This window comes from Streptomyces sp. NPDC060049 (assembly GCF_042736715.1).
Lineage (GTDB): Bacteria > Actinomycetota > Actinomycetes > Streptomycetales > Streptomycetaceae > Streptomyces.
Window position 1 is genome coordinate 114,614 of record NZ_JBHWVV010000023.1, and the last position, 15,103, is coordinate 129,716.

A 15,103-nucleotide genomic window follows, 5' to 3' on the forward strand; every position below is an offset into this window, starting at 1 on the left:
GCCAGCTCTGGCCACGTGATTTGTTCGTGGATACGGGTCCGTCGGCGGTCGGGCTGCGGCATTGTCGTAGTCCGGTACCACCGGCCGGTGGCGCCGGGGTCGTAGGGCGGCCAGTTGGGAGGATTGTCATGGGTGTGGGCAGGCGCGAGACGTGGACGACGGAGGAGTTCGGCACCTCACACGCGGGAGCGGTCGGTGTACTCCTGGCCGACGGCAGCGTCCCGGACCCCGTGTTCTTCGACAGTGCCTCGGGCTCGGGAGGAGAGGCCGTCTCGCAGTGGAGCGTTTACGACGGCCGCCAGTCCAACGCACGGCGTGCGGCCGCGCTGCGCGCGGTGTGCTCCTGTGGCTGGGTCGGCCCTGAGTATCGCCTGGACTGGGAGGCCATCGGTGACCAGGACCAGGGCCTGGCTGATGGAGGAGACGATCAGGCGGATGCCTGCCTGCGTGACTGGGATGGACACACCGGCCAGGTCGAGGCGACCACCGTTCCCTTGCCGGAGACGGTCACCACGCTGTTGGAGCGGCTGGAAGAGGAGATCGACAAGCTCACCAAGACGGCCCCGGTCGCGGCTGTACGGGCGGCTCGCCGTCTGGAGGTCACCGCGGAGCGGGTCGGCTACTGGGCAGCCCGCGGCACCGCGGGCGACCTCGACACCGCACAGGCCGCCACCGCGCTGGGACTCGACGAAGACGCCGCGCGCAGACTGATGGCACGTTTTGGACGCTGGAGTCCCTACCGCTGACCGGATACGCCGGGCGAGGTGGCGGCCCGCCCGGGCCGACGTGCGAAGGAAGACCCGGGCAGGCTCCGCAGACCAGCCTGCCAGCCCAGCGTGGGGGGACGCGGTGGCCACGCGGTGCCCGGGCGAAGGGGCCGGATCCCGCCTGCTCGAACAGCGGGTGAAGGGCTTGCCCAGCACGGTCGGGCGGGTGGTGGGCGTCTGGACGACGAAGTCCCCGCGTCACGATTGAGAAGGCGGGGACGGCCTCCTGCCCAGCGAGGGGTTGCAGCGTCTCAAGGCTGCCGCAGGACACCTGCCGACGCATCACGCCGCGCCCCGACGAGCCATTGCCCCACGGCATGCGAACGCCTGACCTTTGCCACGAAGCGCGCACCCGGACACGAGGAACAGCCCCGATCGCCTCGTGACGCATTCCAAGCCGAATCGGTGAGGCGCCTGTAGCTCGGTGAAGCCGTCGATCACACTTGGTGTTGGCCATCACCGCCGCTCACCGCCGCTCACCGCCGCTCACCGCGGCTTGCTGCCGGTGCGGACATCGAGTGCTACCCGTTGAAGAGGAGGCCCTTGTGGCTCTCAAGACTGTGACCGACGCTTCTTTCGATGAGGACGTCCTCAAGAGCGACAAGCCCGTGCTGGTCGACTTCTGGGCCGAGTGGTGTGGTCCATGCCGACAGATCGCACCCTCCTTGGAGGCAATCGCGGCCGAACACGGGGACAAGATCGAGATCGTCAAGCTGAACATCGATCAGAATCCGGCAACGGCCGCCAAATACGGCGTGATGTCCATCCCCACGTTGAACGTCTATCAAGGCGGTGAGGTCGTCCAGACCATCGTCGGTGCCAAGCCGAAAGCCGCCCTGGAGCGGGAGCTGGACCCCTTTCTCAGCGCCCGCTGACACCGGGAGGGTCAGGCCGTCGGGACAGCCGTCTCCCTGAGGCGACAGACGGCCCTCGCAGATCGGATCCGAGCCGCCCCACGACAGAGCCCGACGGAGCCGGTAGCGGCCGCAGCGGATAAGGGCGGATCGGCGACGGCACCCTGTTCGCTCCCGCTCTGACCGCGGGCCAAGACAAGCTGTTCTACGCCCACAACGGTGGGAATAACGCGTTGTGGTTGTGTACCTACACCGGCGCCGGGGGCTGGAGCGAGGTGGCACTGATCCCGTCCCAGACACAGAGCCTGGTCCGTCCCGGGCTGGGACAGGCCGAGGGCCTGCCGGGACCCCGCCGCGGACTGCGGTCTGCGGCGGGGCCGCCGGGCTCGCCATGGTGCCGGCGCGGTGGGGCCGGACCATGCCGATCACCGTCGGGTGCGGCGGGCAGAGCTGCTTGATCAGGCGCCGAGCCAGTAGTACTTGCTGCGGATGCCTGTCGAACCGTCACCTTGGTGAAGAGGTTGAAGCTCTGGTTCGTGTTGCCGGCGTAGGCCCGGCCCGTCACCGTGCCCGCGCTGGACATGTCGAGGACCAGGCCGTTGTGGGCGCCGCGGATACCGACGGAGCCGTCTGCCTGGTTGACAAGCGAGAAGTGCTGGTCGTTCGAGGTGCCGGAGGGCTGGACGGTCACCGACCCATTGGCGTTCATGCTCAAGACCATGCCGCTGTACACATTCTCGATCCGATACGTGAATCCGCCGGGCCCCAGGCCCAGTTTGAACTGGAAACTCTGGTTCTGAACGCCCTGGTACGCCGGTCCCGTCACCGCTGCGCCTGCGTGGTTCCGGAGCTGATGGCGCGGGGGCCGGTCGGTGTACCGGCGAACTGGTGCCTTCGTTCGCCAGCTCAGCCGACCCCAAGCAGGTCGCGCAGACAGCTCCTGACGCGCTACTCACTGCGTGGGGCTTCGCGCAGGATCTGATCGAGTTCCTCATCAGCTCCGGTCATCACGCGCAGGCACGTGACCTGTGGAAACGCGTCCAGGAACACAACCCAACCCAACAACAAGCGTTCGCCGCCGGCCAGGAAATGGCCAGGACAGGAGAGTGGCCCCGCTGGCATACCCCTGAAGCCGTCGGCTGGAGCGCATCGGTCCTACACCTGCGGTAGGAGCGGCAGAACACCGCCGGATCCAGACGCGGATCGAGGACCGGTGACCGTGCCGTGGAGGACGCGCACCCTCTCGTCGTAGCGGTGTCGCCACCGCCCGGGAGTGCTTCAGCAGGTTCATGGTGCGCACGACCTCGTTGCGGAGCTTGTACTGCTCCTTATCAAAGCCAATGGGCCTAGCGTCGGACACCTTCCCATGGCGTGATCCGCAACGCCCATCCGAGGTCGAATCACTCCGCTCCGCACGAAGGGGACCGACCGGACCGCCGCGCGGTCGCCGCCTGGCTCGTCGCCAACAGCAAGATCCAGGTACCCGGTTGCGGGAGGCACCGGATGGTTCGGCCTCCTTAGGTCACCGAGAGCCACCCTTGGCTCCAGGTCGCGGCGCCTTCGCCTGCCGCTGGACTGTCCGCCATCGCGGGGCGTCGTCATCAGGGACGTCGGGGGAAGCGAAGTGGAACGGCACGCCAAGATGGCCAGCCAGCGCCCGGCCTGCCTCGGCGGCGGCATCGCTAAGGGGGGAGCCGTCAGGGCGGTGGTAGATGGTCGCCAGGTGGCCCTCCCTATCTGGCCCGTCCAGGACCGCGACTAGGAACACGAACCAGTCATGCACGGTGTCGCCGTCCCAAAGTGCCTCCACCGCCGCCACACGCCCTGGGAGAGCCGCGGCGCGAGCTGCCAGTGAGGGGAGGTCGAGCGGATCGGGAGGCGTGCGCTGCACTCGGTCGCCGAGGGCCTCGTACCGCTCGCGGACCACCAGCTCAGCCTCGTGTAGGTCCACCCCCAACGGACGCAGTGCCTCCCAGACGGACCTGACCGCCGGCAGCCGACGATCCCGCAACACGTCGGCGTCGACCTCTCGGCAGGTCCGTTCCTCCAAATAGGCCCACCAACTGCTCACTGGGCCACCAGCCGGGATTTCGTGGCGTGCGTCATAGGTCCGAACATACGGCAGGGCGTGGGCGCTCAACGGTCCGCGGAGACACCGTGGGGCCGGCCGAACACCGGGTCTGGGTGCGCGCACCACAGCACGTACGGCCCCTGGACGACGTCTCGTACGACGGCGTGCCCGTCGCATACCTGGAGCCGTCATCGGTCGTGGAGCGGGAGCTGGGCCCACGCCGTCCGTACCCGCGGCCGAACTGAACGAGCGCTGAGCCGGTCGAGGGTCTCGCCCCGCCGTCCTACGGCTGTGCGGGAGCCTCCGACGAACCCCCAGCGCGGGCCGCCCCTACCCGGTGGCGGCCCGCGCTGGCATATGTCCGGGGTCGGGGAGCCGGCAGTCCTCGATGGCGAACTGGTCGTCTGGGACCCAAAAGCGGGGCGCTTGTCGTTCGAGGCGTTGCAACGCCGCGCCGCCGCCCGTGACCGCAGCGCCCCGACCCTGGCCGCCCGGTGGCCGGCCTACTTCGTCGCGTTCGACGTCCTGCAACTGGACGGCCAGGAACTGCTGCAACGGCCCTACAAGGAATGGCGCGCACTGCTGGCGGCTCTGTTCACCGGCCACGCCCTGACGGCCCCGTGGACCCTGTGCCCGATGCCGACGGACGTTGCCAAAGCGCGTGAGTAGCTGGAGAACTGGACTGACGCCTCCGGGGTCGAGACTTGGTCGTTAAGCCCCTGGCCAGCCGATACCTGACTGGATATAGAGGGTGGTCGGGTGACTGCACCGACGCTGAATCGGTGCGACCGGCGACGGTGATTCGGCCCTTTTCGGTCGGGGTCTCGTCGGAATCAGCTGGCTTGTTTTTCGAGGAAGTGACGGATGTCGGCGGCGAGGGATGCCATTTGCTCGCCGGCTTCCAGGTGCGTGGTCACGGATGCGCTCCAGCCGCCGGAGGTCTTCCGCCAGGGGCGCAGCGTCCATGTCAAACCGACGTACCCACCGTGCCGGAAGACTGCTGACACGGTGAGGTCGTGGTCGTTGGTCTCCCAACATCGCTCGCCGTCCCAGCCGGTGAAGTCCCCGGCAAGCCTCTCCAGGAACGGTGCAAGATCGGTTCTGTCTCCGATCCAGGCCACGGCTTCGTCGAGGCGAGCGCTGAGCCCTGGCGCCTGTATCTCGACCGCGTAGTGCACGCAGTAGTCGTCCGAGCTGTTGCGGTCGCGGAAGGTGACTTTTACGGACGAGTCGTCTTGGCAGCGGATGGTTACACACGGCCGTTCATCGAAATCGTCGTCCGGGGAGTTCATGAGTGAACCCTAGGCCAGCGTGGAACCCGCCCTGTCATTGGTGCAGAGAAGGACCAAGATCCGCCTCAGGGACACCACCGAGGCGATCATCGGCGCCGTCACCGGCACCCTGATCCGCCCTGGGTTCCTGGTCGTCGGCCCGAGGTGGGCCGGCTGCGTGCGGGTGGGCCGGACGGTCCCGCTGTGCCCGGAGTGTCCCGGCAGGTTGGCGAGCATCTCGCCGCGGCCGGTCCTGGGCACTGCGGCCCGTCCTCGGCGCGGGCCAAGGCCGATCCGGAGCGGCCGCTGCGGCTGCTGAAGGCGATCGACGAAGCCAGCGACGCCGCTCCGGGGGAGGTGACGGAATTCGAGCGGATCGCGGCCCCACCCCGATCACCGCGCCCAGTCGAGCCGAGTTCGGCGAGCGCGCGGAGCTCTGGTCGAGCTTGTCGCGGAGGGCCTTGATGTTCCCGACCCAGATCCCAGTACGGTGCTCGCTCCCATCGGCCAAGACCTGAACTACGCCGCGCCCCGGCAGCCGGCCCTCCCGCGCGATGTACTGCAGTGCCTCCAACCCCTTCTGCAACGCCTCGCCGCCCGTGCCCGGCCCCGAGAAGTGCGCAGGACGGTCGAGGCAGCGCCCGGCTCAGCCCAGCTGTTTCCGCAGCTGGGCGAGTGAGACGGTCGCAACGCTGGTTGACTTCTCCACGAGGCCGAGGCGGCTTTCGAGCACGGAATCCCACGAGAACTTGCCCGCCCTGTCCATAGGCGAGATGTTGATGGCGAAGTCCTCGGGCACGTCATTGTTCACGTAGCTGATCGACAGCACGTGGCGCGGCTTGCGCGTCACATTCAAGAGGTTGCTGTTGTAGCGGAGCCGACCGAGGTTGAGTCCGACGTCCCCGCACTCGCAGCCCACACGCTCAGTCACCTTGTCCGGTTTCCACGACCAGTGCGTCGTCCCGAACCCTTGGTCGACGGAGCCACGGTCTTTCCTCATCGAGATCAGGTGGCTGGACATTTCAAGGGAGTCGAAGGGCGCGTTCTGGGGTAGCTGGATCACTTTCTGCATCACGACCCGGTCCCCCGGGCTGACCCAGCTGCCGGGAGGCTGCAGACCGCCCCAGTAGACGAGTTTGTAGGCGGGTGAGCCCGCGTAGAGTTGGCTCTCGCCCTCGCCCTCGCGCCAGTCCGGGATCTTCTCCTGGTTCGGTCTGGACTTTGACAACCTGCCGCGGACGGTGACCGCGCTGCCGAGCGTCCAGAACGGCACGGTCCCGGTGTTCTCCAGGGTGACGGTCGTCGGTACGTGCATGATGGGTGCCTTGGGATCGGCGTACGGGGTGCCGAAAGCCACCTGATAGTTGATTTGGTCAAGGGCGGTGGTGGGCTGGTAGAGCCCCGAGTACGCCAGGTTCATCGCGGCCAGAAGGCCGGACGCGGTGACCCCCAGTGCAAAGCTGCGAGGATGTGGGATTCCTCGCCACGGCTTCTCGCGCCCCACTCGCCAAATGGCCCACAGGGACCAGACCCACAGCGAGAGATAGCTGAGGAAGTACGGGAAGTACTCCCTCTTCTGCAACCAGAGGGTCAGCAGCAGGCTGCACACGACCAGCGCAATGACCACCCCGACCAGGGTGACAGCACCGGAATATTTGAAGACCCTCTTGCCCCATTCGTCGGAAGCTGCTGCCGCCGCCACAGCCTGGAAGAAGCCGCCTACGACGAACATCCACCCCATGACCCGGCCCGCGAAGGTAAGTGCCCCGAAGATGTCCGGGAGGCCGATGTCTACCAGCAGGACCGCGGATCCGAGCAGACCTGCTACCAGCAGCACCAGCGTGGCGCGCCGCCGAAGCGATCGGTCGGGCCAGGTGTCCGAGCCTCCCCCGTACCAGACCACTGCCGGGCTGACGGCAAACTCCGTCTTCTCGGGAAACCCGGACCGGGACAGCAGCCGACGGAGCTCCCGCATCGACCAGGCCCGACCGACGGTCACGCCATCCACCCGGACTCCACGCAGGCCACGGCTGTCCGGAGGGTCCACCACAGCCCGCTTCTGATGGTTCATGAGGCCAGGCTCTCCGTCAGGACCCCCTCATGCATCCCTGGATGCTCTGGGTGGCCGACTGCCAACCCGACCTCGGCGTCGGCGCCGTGCTGGCGCGAGCCAGCGAAACACCGGAATGCTGCGTTCGGAAGGGCGACGGGCGACGGCGGCCGCGCCATACTGCACGGCCGCGCCGGTCGGCACAGGGCAGCACTGTTCAGTGCTCTTCATCGATCTTGAGTGTTCTCCGAACCCGTCGGAGCTCTTCGGGACGTCCTTGAGGTCTTCCTTGGTCTGCCTGCTGCCCGGGCTGCCTCGGCACCGTCGTCACCATGGGCAGCGGGGCCTGACTGCCATTCGGTGTTGGTGTTGTCGGCCGCGTCTTTGGACGGATTTTTCTGGTTCAGGAGCCTTCAAGGCCTTGAAGTTTTATCAGGTGGTTCGCGGGGGTGTGCGCCGGTTGGACAGGTGGGGCGTATTCGAGCGTGTGTTGTGATGTGGATCACGTGGAGGGGGGGAATCCGCTGGTCAGCGAACTAAATGTGATGATCCGATAACTGTGTGTGTGAAGTCGGGGGTGGGTGACGTAACTCCGAGGGGGGTCCTGAACGGTCTAGAGGGCAGAACACGCCGCTGTTCCGCTCCTCGTCGCAGAGTCGCCGCGAGGGGCTCGCTCTGGATCAAGAAGGAGGCTTCGTGGGGCTCACTTGGACCCGGTACGCGCACGGCTCGGCCTGCGCCTACCGGACGACCACTGCGTGCTTCGGAGCCGTCGCACGGTTCACCGCCCGCACCGCCTCGCAGGCCCGCACCGCCACGCTTCCCGCCGGCATTCGGCCCGGCCATTGGATCCACCAGCACCACACGGCCGCGCTTCGCCGTCACGGGCGTAGTCCGGCCGACCGGGAGGGGCGATGAACGACCCGTTCGGCAGGGAGAACGACGTTCTCGGCCCGGAACCCGCCCGCCCCGTCCTCGACCCCCGCGGCGAGGACTTCATCCGCGAGCACTGGGAAAAGTTCATGGGCATAGCCACCTACAGCCTGCGCAACCCCCATGACGCCGAGGACGCCGTCATGGACGCCATGGTCATCATGCACCGCAAGATCGAACGCATCCTTGTCCATCCCAACCCGCTCGCGCTGGCCCTTCGGATCCTCAACCACGCGATCATCGACTTCCTGCGCCGCGCGGCCCGCCTGAGCGGCAACGAGCGTCCGGTCGCCGAGCTGCCCACCACCACCTACCTGATGGAGCTGGGCCGCTACGACCGCCTGGACCGCGCGATGGAGGATCTCGCCGCGATCGCACCGCTGCAGGCCCAATGCCTCCAGCTCTACGACCTGCTGGGCCTGTCCTACCCGCAGATCGCCCAAGCCCTGGGCATCACCGAGACCGCCGCGAAGACCAACGCCTCCAGAGCCAGGAAACGTCTGGAGACACTCATGCTCACGGAACTTCCAAAGGAGAAAGGGGACTCCTGATGCCGGAAGACCTCCCGAACCAGCAGGCCGGTACCGCACACGAACCCACCGCCCACGCGGAGGACGACGGGACCAAGGACCAGCCGTCCGCGGACCCGGCACGGGCCGGCACGGGAACGGAGGCCTCCGCCGAGCTGATGGCCCACCAGGCCGAGGCGATCCGCGCCCAGGTGGTCGGCCGCAGCACCGAGGACTTCATGCAGCGCCTGGCCGCCCGCATCGCCGCCGAAGCCCGCCGCCCGTCCCGTATCCAGTACGCCTCGGTGGCGATCGGCGATCCCGGTCCGCAACCGTACGGCGAGGAGCCGGCCGAGCTCACCCAGCTCGCTCCGCCTCCCACCGGCCCCGCCCCCCACACCGTCCGTCCCGGCACCAGCACCCGGCCCCGCATCCGCCGCGGCGGGCGGCGCCGACCCGAGCCGATCATCACCACAGACCCCGGCGCAAGCCAGTACATGGCCTTCGGATACGTCACCCAGCTATGCACCACCGTCCTGCGCTCCGGCGAGATCGACACCCTCGCCGCGTTCGCGGCCGACTACGACGAGGCCGGCGCCCGTACCTTCGGCTGCCTCCTCTACAGCCTCGACAAACGAGAATCCGCCCTCTACTGGTGGCGCTTCGCCGCCGGCGCCGGCGACCCCCTCGCAGCCCACCTCCTGGCCGCCCACCACGCCGCGATCGGACCCACCACCGAAGCCCGCGCCTGGCGCGCGATCGCACAGATGCTCGCCTTCACTCCCGAACGCCACGTCCCCGAACCCGTCCGCCACCGCACCGAACTCGCCGAGGGCTTCGCCCGCGAACTCCCCATGCGCGACGAGATGCACCTGTTCATGCGCTACCCCCACCTGCCCAAGGCCCTCGCCGCCCAGTAACCCTTCCCCGCACGGGTGCCGGTCGGCCCTGGGCCGACCGGCACGTGAAAGGCACACCCATCGTGAACGACATCATCGAGAACGTGGTCGCCGGCCTCACAGTCGCCGCTGTCATCTGGATCGCCGGCCGCCTGTGGGCCCGCTGGCACCGAAAGGAGCGAAGCGACTGACCACCGAGCTCGCGCGGACCCCCGCGGACGTACCGCGGCCGAGCTCCTGCCCCTACTGGCCCGTGCCGCGGACCGGACGTTACTCGGGTGTTCTCGCGAGGTCGAAACTGCGCCTTGGCGCCCGCCCTGGGGGAGTCGCTAGGGGCGGCGGAGGAGGGCAATAAAGGCGACGGCGAGGCTACCGGCCCCACATGCGGCGCTGATGGCGTCGGCCCAGCCGTCGGAGCCCAGGCGCACGCCCATGAGCACGGCCAAGACGACCAAGAGGCCGCAGCTGACCCCCAGTAGATGGACATACACACGAAGCCGATGCCGCTGGGGCTCCTGCGCCGTGGTGGTCTTGTGGCCCGGTGCACTCGACATGTAGTGGTCCCTTCGGAATCTGCAATGTGACCCCCTAAGAGCTCGTAACAGGATCTTGATGAGATGTCCTGGTCGGCCGTGACCGGTGTGACGATTCGGCCGTTCGGGATGGTGTGAGTACTCGGCCGTGGATCGTGGACGACGACTTGTGGGCATTGATCGAGCCTCTGCTGCCGCCCTGGCCGGCGAGGTCACCGGGGCCGCGGCCGGTGGCTGACCGGCTGTGCCTGCAAGGCATCCTGTACGTGCTCTGTAACGACATCGCCTGGCAACTCCTGCCGCCTGAGCTGGGGTTCGGCTCGGGACAGACCTGCTGGCGAAGGCTGGAGCGGTGGCAGCGGGCAGGGGTCTTCGACCAGCTGCACCGGATCCTGCTGGCCGAGCTGAACGCGGCCGGCCGCCTCGACTGGTCCAGGGCGTGCGTGGACGGTTCCCACATCCGGGCGAAAAAGGGGGAGCCGACACCGGTCCGTCGCCGGTCGACCGGCGGAAGACAGGCAGCAAACACCACCTGATCTGCGACGGACGCGGCACCCCGCTCAAGGTCATCACGACCGCGGCGAACGTCAACGACGTCACCCAGACCCTCGCCCTGGTCGACGGTATCCCACCCGTGGCAGGGCGCCCTGGCCGGCCCCGCCGACGTCCCGAGGCCCTGCTCGGAGACAAGGGCTACGACTCCAACCGCAACCGCGATGAACTGCGTAAACGCCGGATCCTGCCCGTCATCTCCCGCAAAGGAGCACCGAACATCAAGGGCATGGGCAAGCTCCGCTACGTCGTCGAGCAGACCTTCGCCCTGCTCCGCCAGTTCAAACGACTCGCCGTCCGATGGGAACGCCGCACCGAACTCCACGACGCCTTCGTCTCCCTCGCCTGCAGCCTCATTTGCTGGCGACGCCTCAACAAGCCCGACTCATGATCGTGTTACGAGCTCTTAGTGAGCTCGAGGAAGCTACGCCGCGTCGACCGCCGCCGCCCAAAAGCGATGGCACGCGCGACGCGGTGCGCGGCGTCGCCCGCATGCGCAACCTCGCCCCTGCGGGAAAGGACGAGGGCCGGACAGCGCACTGCCGGCGCATTCTCGCGCGGCAGGAGACCAGTCGGCTCGATGTCATTTCACCGGCGGATAATAGGGGTGCTTCATAACGAGAAAGCGACAATGTCCGTGTTTGTAATTCCACCCGTAGAAGTCTTTGTAGCCACTTAGATAGCCGGACCGCTGACCCTCTGCGTACTCAGTGCCAAGGGGGGGGAACAAAGGCAGATTCTTCGGACGGCACAGCTTTCCGTCCCTCTCGCCGGCCTGCGCGCCCGCGAAATGGCCGTCACAGTAGCCACGCCTCCACTCCTCAGTACCGTTCGGTTGGTACGGAGTGCCGCCGTGCGCTGGTCGGCCGCAGCCGAAATAGGTGGTCGGCAGCATCGATGGCATGCCGCCCTTCGGGGTCTGCGTCGTGCTGAGCGAGGTCGCATTCCCAGCGGCGGCCGCAGCGCTCTGCTGCTGCGCTGGGGCGGCGAACGCGGGGTAGGAGAGGAGGGCCCCTCCAGTGACCAAGGTGGCCGACGCTGCGAGCACCACGAATCGTCGGCTCCGCGAGACTTTGTCCATGGCAAATCCTTTTCTCGTGAAATGCGCCGACCCTCGGTCAGAGGCTGGTCGGCTCAGACATTCGGCGTGTTGTCAGGAGATCTGACCTTCACATGGGTGGCTTTCGCACCCTTTCACCACTTCGTCTTCGCGTGCCGACATTCGGCCGCGGCCCGCGGAGTCCGGGAGCCGCCATTGCGGTCGCCGGGAGGGGTGATGCCGCCCGCCGGGGCTGGGGACGACGGCCGGAATATTGCGAGTGTTGGAAGGCTTCATCGTCAGATTTCCGCATTTCCGGACGTGTGGTCGTGTTTCAAGTAGAGGCCAAGGCGAGGCGGGCGTCATGTAACCGAAATTCGTGTCTTGACGCCATGGGTTGATCTTGGTAAATGTGGCCTCGCTTCCCGTACGAGCCGCCGATGCAGGGGCGTGCGGTGCAGCACGGTTGAGGGGCTGGCTGGCGCTCGACGGCGTGGGCGGCGACGTTCTTCGTCAGGCAACCGCCGCCAAGTACGGCCACGACCGCCAGAACGAAGGGCTGGGCTGGCTGGTCACCGCCGCTGCCGAGGCGACCAGCACCAAGTACGGCCGACCCGCCGTCGAGCGGACCATCACCGAACTGGCCGAACTGTCCCGAGCGCTGAACACCGCGCTCACGAGGGAGGGACTGACCCCAGCCCCGGCCCGGGGACGCGGCACCACCGCCGTCGAGCCGGTGAGCGGCGGACCGACCTGGGGACTGGACGGCCGCACCGGGCTGGCCGTCGGCATCTACCTGAACAGCGGCTGGGACCTCACCGTCAACCAGCAGCAGACCAGCGTCCACTCCATCTACGCGCCGGCCACCGCCGACGGCGCCCGCGAAGTCGCCGTGATCGTGCGGGACATCTTGCGCGGCAAGGCCGAGGACCCCTTCCGCCGCAGGCGCTGACCACCGGCCCGCTACCGGCACCGCTGCGCACCGGCGGCCTTTCTGTCGTATTCGAGGCAGTGAACCGGGGCGCTGATCTCGTGCTCGATTCCCTCGCCCTCTCCGCGTCGGAGGCGGCTGCGGTCAATCTTGCCGTGGCCGCAGTCCTCACGTGCCTTGAACGGCCCGGCTCGACCCTCGCCGAGGTCACCCGGAACTGTCACGAGGCGTCCGTGGACGAAGTCCGGAGCCGCTACGGCTGGGGTCTCAAGGCGCAGGCAGAGGAAGAGGCACCGCAGGCGGAGGGGCTGACCTGCCCGCGGTGCGGTGCGGGCGGGGTGGAGCGGAAGGTTCGCCAGTGGGCTGTCTGTTCAGCCTGCGACTGGAGCGGCCTTGAGTTCGAACTCAACGGATACGGGTACTGCGCACCTGGTTGGGCAATGTGAGCCGGATAGATGACTCCGGTCGAATAGCAAAAGGGCGGCGAAGGAAGCGTCGCCCTTTTGTATGCCTATCGTGCGTCTAATGGACAGCCCTGCGGGCTGGTCCGCCCCCTATGTGCCCTTCGGGCACGGGCGGACGAAGGATGCTGCCCTTCGGGCAGGCGCTGCGCGCCGGGGCCCGCCCCTGCGGGGCAAAGGAATGCAACCAGTGGTCGGCTGAGCCCGGAGTGCCAAGCGGCCCGCAGCAGCCCCGTCCTTACCTCTGTGCGGGCGCCTGGCCGCGTGGCAGTGCTCCGCCGCCCCGCTCTTCGGCAGGGGTTGCCTGAGCGGCGCTCAGAGGGGCGTCTGTGGCCTCGGGTTGCGGGAAGCGGCAGGGGTTTAGGTCCTGCCGCTGGCCGCTAGGGTCGACGGCAGCCGGCGCCGATATGGCCCGCCTTGCCCTCAGGCGAGCGGCTCAGGTTCGCCGAGACGGTCTGAGCCCGCTTCGATCGTGGGGAGGCCATCTGAGGCGTTGATGCGCTCGTAGAGGTCTTGCAGGTAGGCAAGGTCGGTTGCGTAGAGCTGCTCGATTGTTTCGGGGCGGATGTCGGTGATGGTTCCCACCCGGGTGATGACCGAGCTCAGCAGGAGAATGCCCAGATAGGCGGGGTTCTTCCTGACCCGAAGGTCGGCCAGGGGCTCAATCTCGTCGTGCGCGGTTGCTAGCCGCATTCTTCCTGTCCTGTGCAGGACCCCGGCTGAATCGCGGATGCCGCGTGGCAGTTCGAATTCGAACTCGGTCGGCGTGGGTTCTTCTGTGGGCATGGGATGGCTCCGTCCTTGTGGGAGCGGCCTTGATGGCCTTGGCCGGTCTTTCGTGATCATGTTCGCTGGTGAGCATGGCCTGCACGGGACCGCGCGCGCAGGACTTACGAAGATCGCCGTTTTGATCGGAGGCTTGGCGCTAGGGTCGGCGGCAGCCCGCGCCGATATGGCGTGCGCGGGTGAGGCCCGGTGCCCAGAGCGCTCTGGGGGCAGCAGTACCACCGGGCCGCCCCAAGCAGACAGCAGGTCCGGGCTAGTGACGGCCGGTCAGGGAGCGGTCCTGTCCGCTCCGGGTCCCAAGGGGCGCCGGCCGGGGGAACGGGGTACCGCGGGCACTGTGCCGGAACCCTCGGCCAGCTCGGCAGCGAGGCGGGCGGCCGTCGGCGGTGCAGGAGCTCGGCAGCAGAGTTCCGACCACTGACAAATCCGTAGTGATCACTGGGTGGGTGAGGTGCTGACCTGGGGATCCAGTGATCGTTTCGGGATGTAGCGATCGGCGCGGGATTTCGGATTGCCAGGGGCCCTGGTAGCGGTCCGGCCGGGTGCGGGCCGGTCGTGTGAGATGTCAGCGGTGCCGACTACCGGACGGTGAATCCGTCTCCTGCCTTCACTCTCGGCGTCACCGTGGTGACACTGGCCTTCACCGTGAACCTGCAGCTCGTAAGGGGTGTGAGGGACAGTCAGGGACCCAACCGCTGCGCAGTTTCGCTGGTCGACGCCAGTTCATCATCTTGTTGTCCGCACGATGCTGGCAGCAGTGTCTGGTTTCATGTCTCTATCCGGCTGAGAAAATGAAGCACAGAGGTGTGTGACTGGGGTTGCTCCGGACGTGACTCAGGATCAGAGCAGCGCTTCGGGTGTGGCGTGTTCGTTTTCCTGTCGGGCGCAGGCCAGTTTCGGTTCGGCTTCCGGGCGGGGTTTTGTGTTGGGGGGTGTGGGGAGGATGTGGCTGTTGTCGGGTGCGGGTCTCGTGCTCGCTGTTGTGGACATGTGGGGGTTGGGTATGGCTCAGGGGACTGTGAAGTGGTTCAACTTCAGTGCTATCCAGGGCTCGGGGTTCCGGAACCTGGAGGAGAATCAGCGGGTGGAGTTCGAGATCAGTCAGGGGCAGCGTAGTCCGCAGGCTGATCAGGTGAGGGCTCTCTGATTGCCTCTGGCTGGGCCCGCGGAGCGGAGCCACCCCAACGGGCCGGAGGCCCGGAACCCGTGAAACGGGGTCACTTCCCGAGCGGAGCGAGGGAGTTCGAACTCCGGGGTGGAGCGCAGCGGAACCCCGGAGCCAGTCCGAAGCGAAGCGCCGGATCCGGGCTCGGAGCGAAGCGGAGAGCCACCGGCCGAAGGCCGGCCCAGGCTGCGAAGCAGCCCCGCCGAGCGCAGCGAGGCGGCCCCCCTCGGGCGAGCGCAGTGAGCCCGTTCAGTCCTGAGCGCGCAGCGCTCAGGTACCCGC

At 67.6% G+C, this 15,103-nt stretch carries 14 protein-coding genes; 9 read left to right on the forward strand and 5 right to left on the reverse strand.

The window, feature by feature from the left end; translation table 11 throughout:
- The first annotated feature begins 128 nt into the window (after window positions 1-128).
- Window positions 129-746: a hypothetical protein gene (locus ACFWBY_RS32435; RefSeq protein WP_385334237.1), complete on the forward strand. Its 618-nt coding sequence runs from the start codon at window positions 129-131 to the stop codon at window positions 744-746.
- 566 nt (window positions 747-1,312) lie between these two features.
- Window positions 1,313-1,642 (forward strand): thioredoxin, encoded by a 330-nt coding sequence (trxA, locus tag ACFWBY_RS32440; RefSeq protein ID WP_385334239.1) that lies wholly within the window; start codon window positions 1,313-1,315, stop codon window positions 1,640-1,642.
- Between the two features lie 226 nt (window positions 1,643-1,868).
- Here trxA and ACFWBY_RS32445 read toward each other — a convergent pair whose 3' ends face one another.
- On the reverse strand, window positions 1,869-2,447 hold the full coding sequence (locus ACFWBY_RS32445) for an RICIN domain-containing protein (protein ID WP_385334241.1): 579 nt from the start codon (window positions 2,445-2,447) through the stop codon (window positions 1,869-1,871).
- 62 nt (window positions 2,448-2,509) lie between these two features.
- Between ACFWBY_RS32445 and ACFWBY_RS32450 the strand changes: the two genes are divergently transcribed.
- Complete coding sequence (locus tag ACFWBY_RS32450) at window positions 2,510-2,791, forward strand: hypothetical protein (protein WP_385334243.1); 282 nt, start codon at window positions 2,510-2,512, stop codon at window positions 2,789-2,791.
- 1,327 nt (window positions 2,792-4,118) lie between these two features.
- Complete coding sequence (locus ACFWBY_RS32455) at window positions 4,119-4,361, forward strand: hypothetical protein (RefSeq protein WP_385334244.1); 243 nt, start codon at window positions 4,119-4,121, stop codon at window positions 4,359-4,361.
- A 164-nt stretch (window positions 4,362-4,525) separates the two neighbouring features.
- Here ACFWBY_RS32455 and ACFWBY_RS32460 read toward each other — a convergent pair whose 3' ends face one another.
- Both ACFWBY_RS32460 and ACFWBY_RS32465 read right to left on the reverse strand, forming a co-directional pair.
- A complete protein-coding gene (locus ACFWBY_RS32460; protein ID WP_385334246.1) occupies window positions 4,526-4,984 on the reverse strand; it encodes a DUF6228 family protein in 459 nt (152 codons plus the stop codon).
- Between the two features lie 625 nt (window positions 4,985-5,609).
- The gene (locus ACFWBY_RS32465; protein ID WP_385334248.1) at window positions 5,610-7,034 is read right to left on the reverse strand and encodes a hypothetical protein; all 1,425 of its coding nucleotides are present in this window, start codon (window positions 7,032-7,034) and stop codon (window positions 5,610-5,612) included.
- Between the two features lie 893 nt (window positions 7,035-7,927).
- On the opposite strand from ACFWBY_RS32465, the gene ACFWBY_RS32470 reads away from it, so the two are divergent.
- The 3 genes from ACFWBY_RS32470 to ACFWBY_RS32480 all read left to right on the forward strand — a co-directional run bounded on the left by ACFWBY_RS32470 (window position 7,928) and on the right by ACFWBY_RS32480 (window position 10,830).
- Window positions 7,928-8,497 carry an RNA polymerase sigma factor gene (locus ACFWBY_RS32470; RefSeq protein ID WP_385334250.1) on the forward strand — a complete coding sequence of 190 codons (570 nt, stop codon included), beginning with the start codon at window positions 7,928-7,930 and terminating at the stop codon, window positions 8,495-8,497.
- Entirely contained in the window at window positions 8,497-9,375 is an 879-nt protein-coding gene (locus ACFWBY_RS32475; protein ID WP_385334252.1) for a hypothetical protein, read from the forward strand. The genes ACFWBY_RS32470 and ACFWBY_RS32475 overlap by 1 nt, the downstream gene beginning before the upstream one ends.
- 646 nt (window positions 9,376-10,021) lie before the next feature.
- Window positions 10,022-10,830, forward strand: a protein-coding gene (locus tag ACFWBY_RS32480) for an IS5 family transposase (RefSeq protein ID WP_385334254.1) whose coding sequence is annotated in 2 segments (ribosomal slippage) — window positions 10,022-10,370 and window positions 10,370-10,830 — 810 coding nt in all. Because the reading frame shifts where the segments join, the coding sequence is not laid out codon by codon here.
- Between the two features lie 192 nt (window positions 10,831-11,022).
- On the opposite strand, the gene ACFWBY_RS32485 is transcribed toward ACFWBY_RS32480, so the two are convergent.
- Window positions 11,023-11,520, reverse strand: coding sequence for a hypothetical protein (locus tag ACFWBY_RS32485; protein ID WP_385334256.1), 498 nt, complete (start codon window positions 11,518-11,520; stop codon window positions 11,023-11,025).
- A 424-nt stretch (window positions 11,521-11,944) separates the two neighbouring features.
- Between ACFWBY_RS32485 and ACFWBY_RS32490 the strand changes: the two genes are divergently transcribed.
- Window positions 11,945-12,430, forward strand: a complete 486-nt coding sequence (locus ACFWBY_RS32490) for a hypothetical protein (RefSeq protein ID WP_385334258.1) — start codon at window positions 11,945-11,947, stop codon at window positions 12,428-12,430.
- Between the two features lie 863 nt (window positions 12,431-13,293).
- On the opposite strand, the gene ACFWBY_RS32495 is transcribed toward ACFWBY_RS32490, so the two are convergent.
- Entirely contained in the window at window positions 13,294-13,656 is a 363-nt protein-coding gene (locus tag ACFWBY_RS32495; protein WP_385334260.1) for a hypothetical protein, read from the reverse strand.
- A 1,003-nt stretch (window positions 13,657-14,659) separates the two neighbouring features.
- Between ACFWBY_RS32495 and ACFWBY_RS32500 the strand changes: the two genes are divergently transcribed.
- Window positions 14,660-14,803 carry a cold-shock protein gene (locus ACFWBY_RS32500; protein WP_385334266.1) on the forward strand — a complete coding sequence of 48 codons (144 nt, stop codon included), beginning with the start codon at window positions 14,660-14,662 and terminating at the stop codon, window positions 14,801-14,803.
- Window positions 14,804-15,103: the final 300 nt, after the last annotated feature.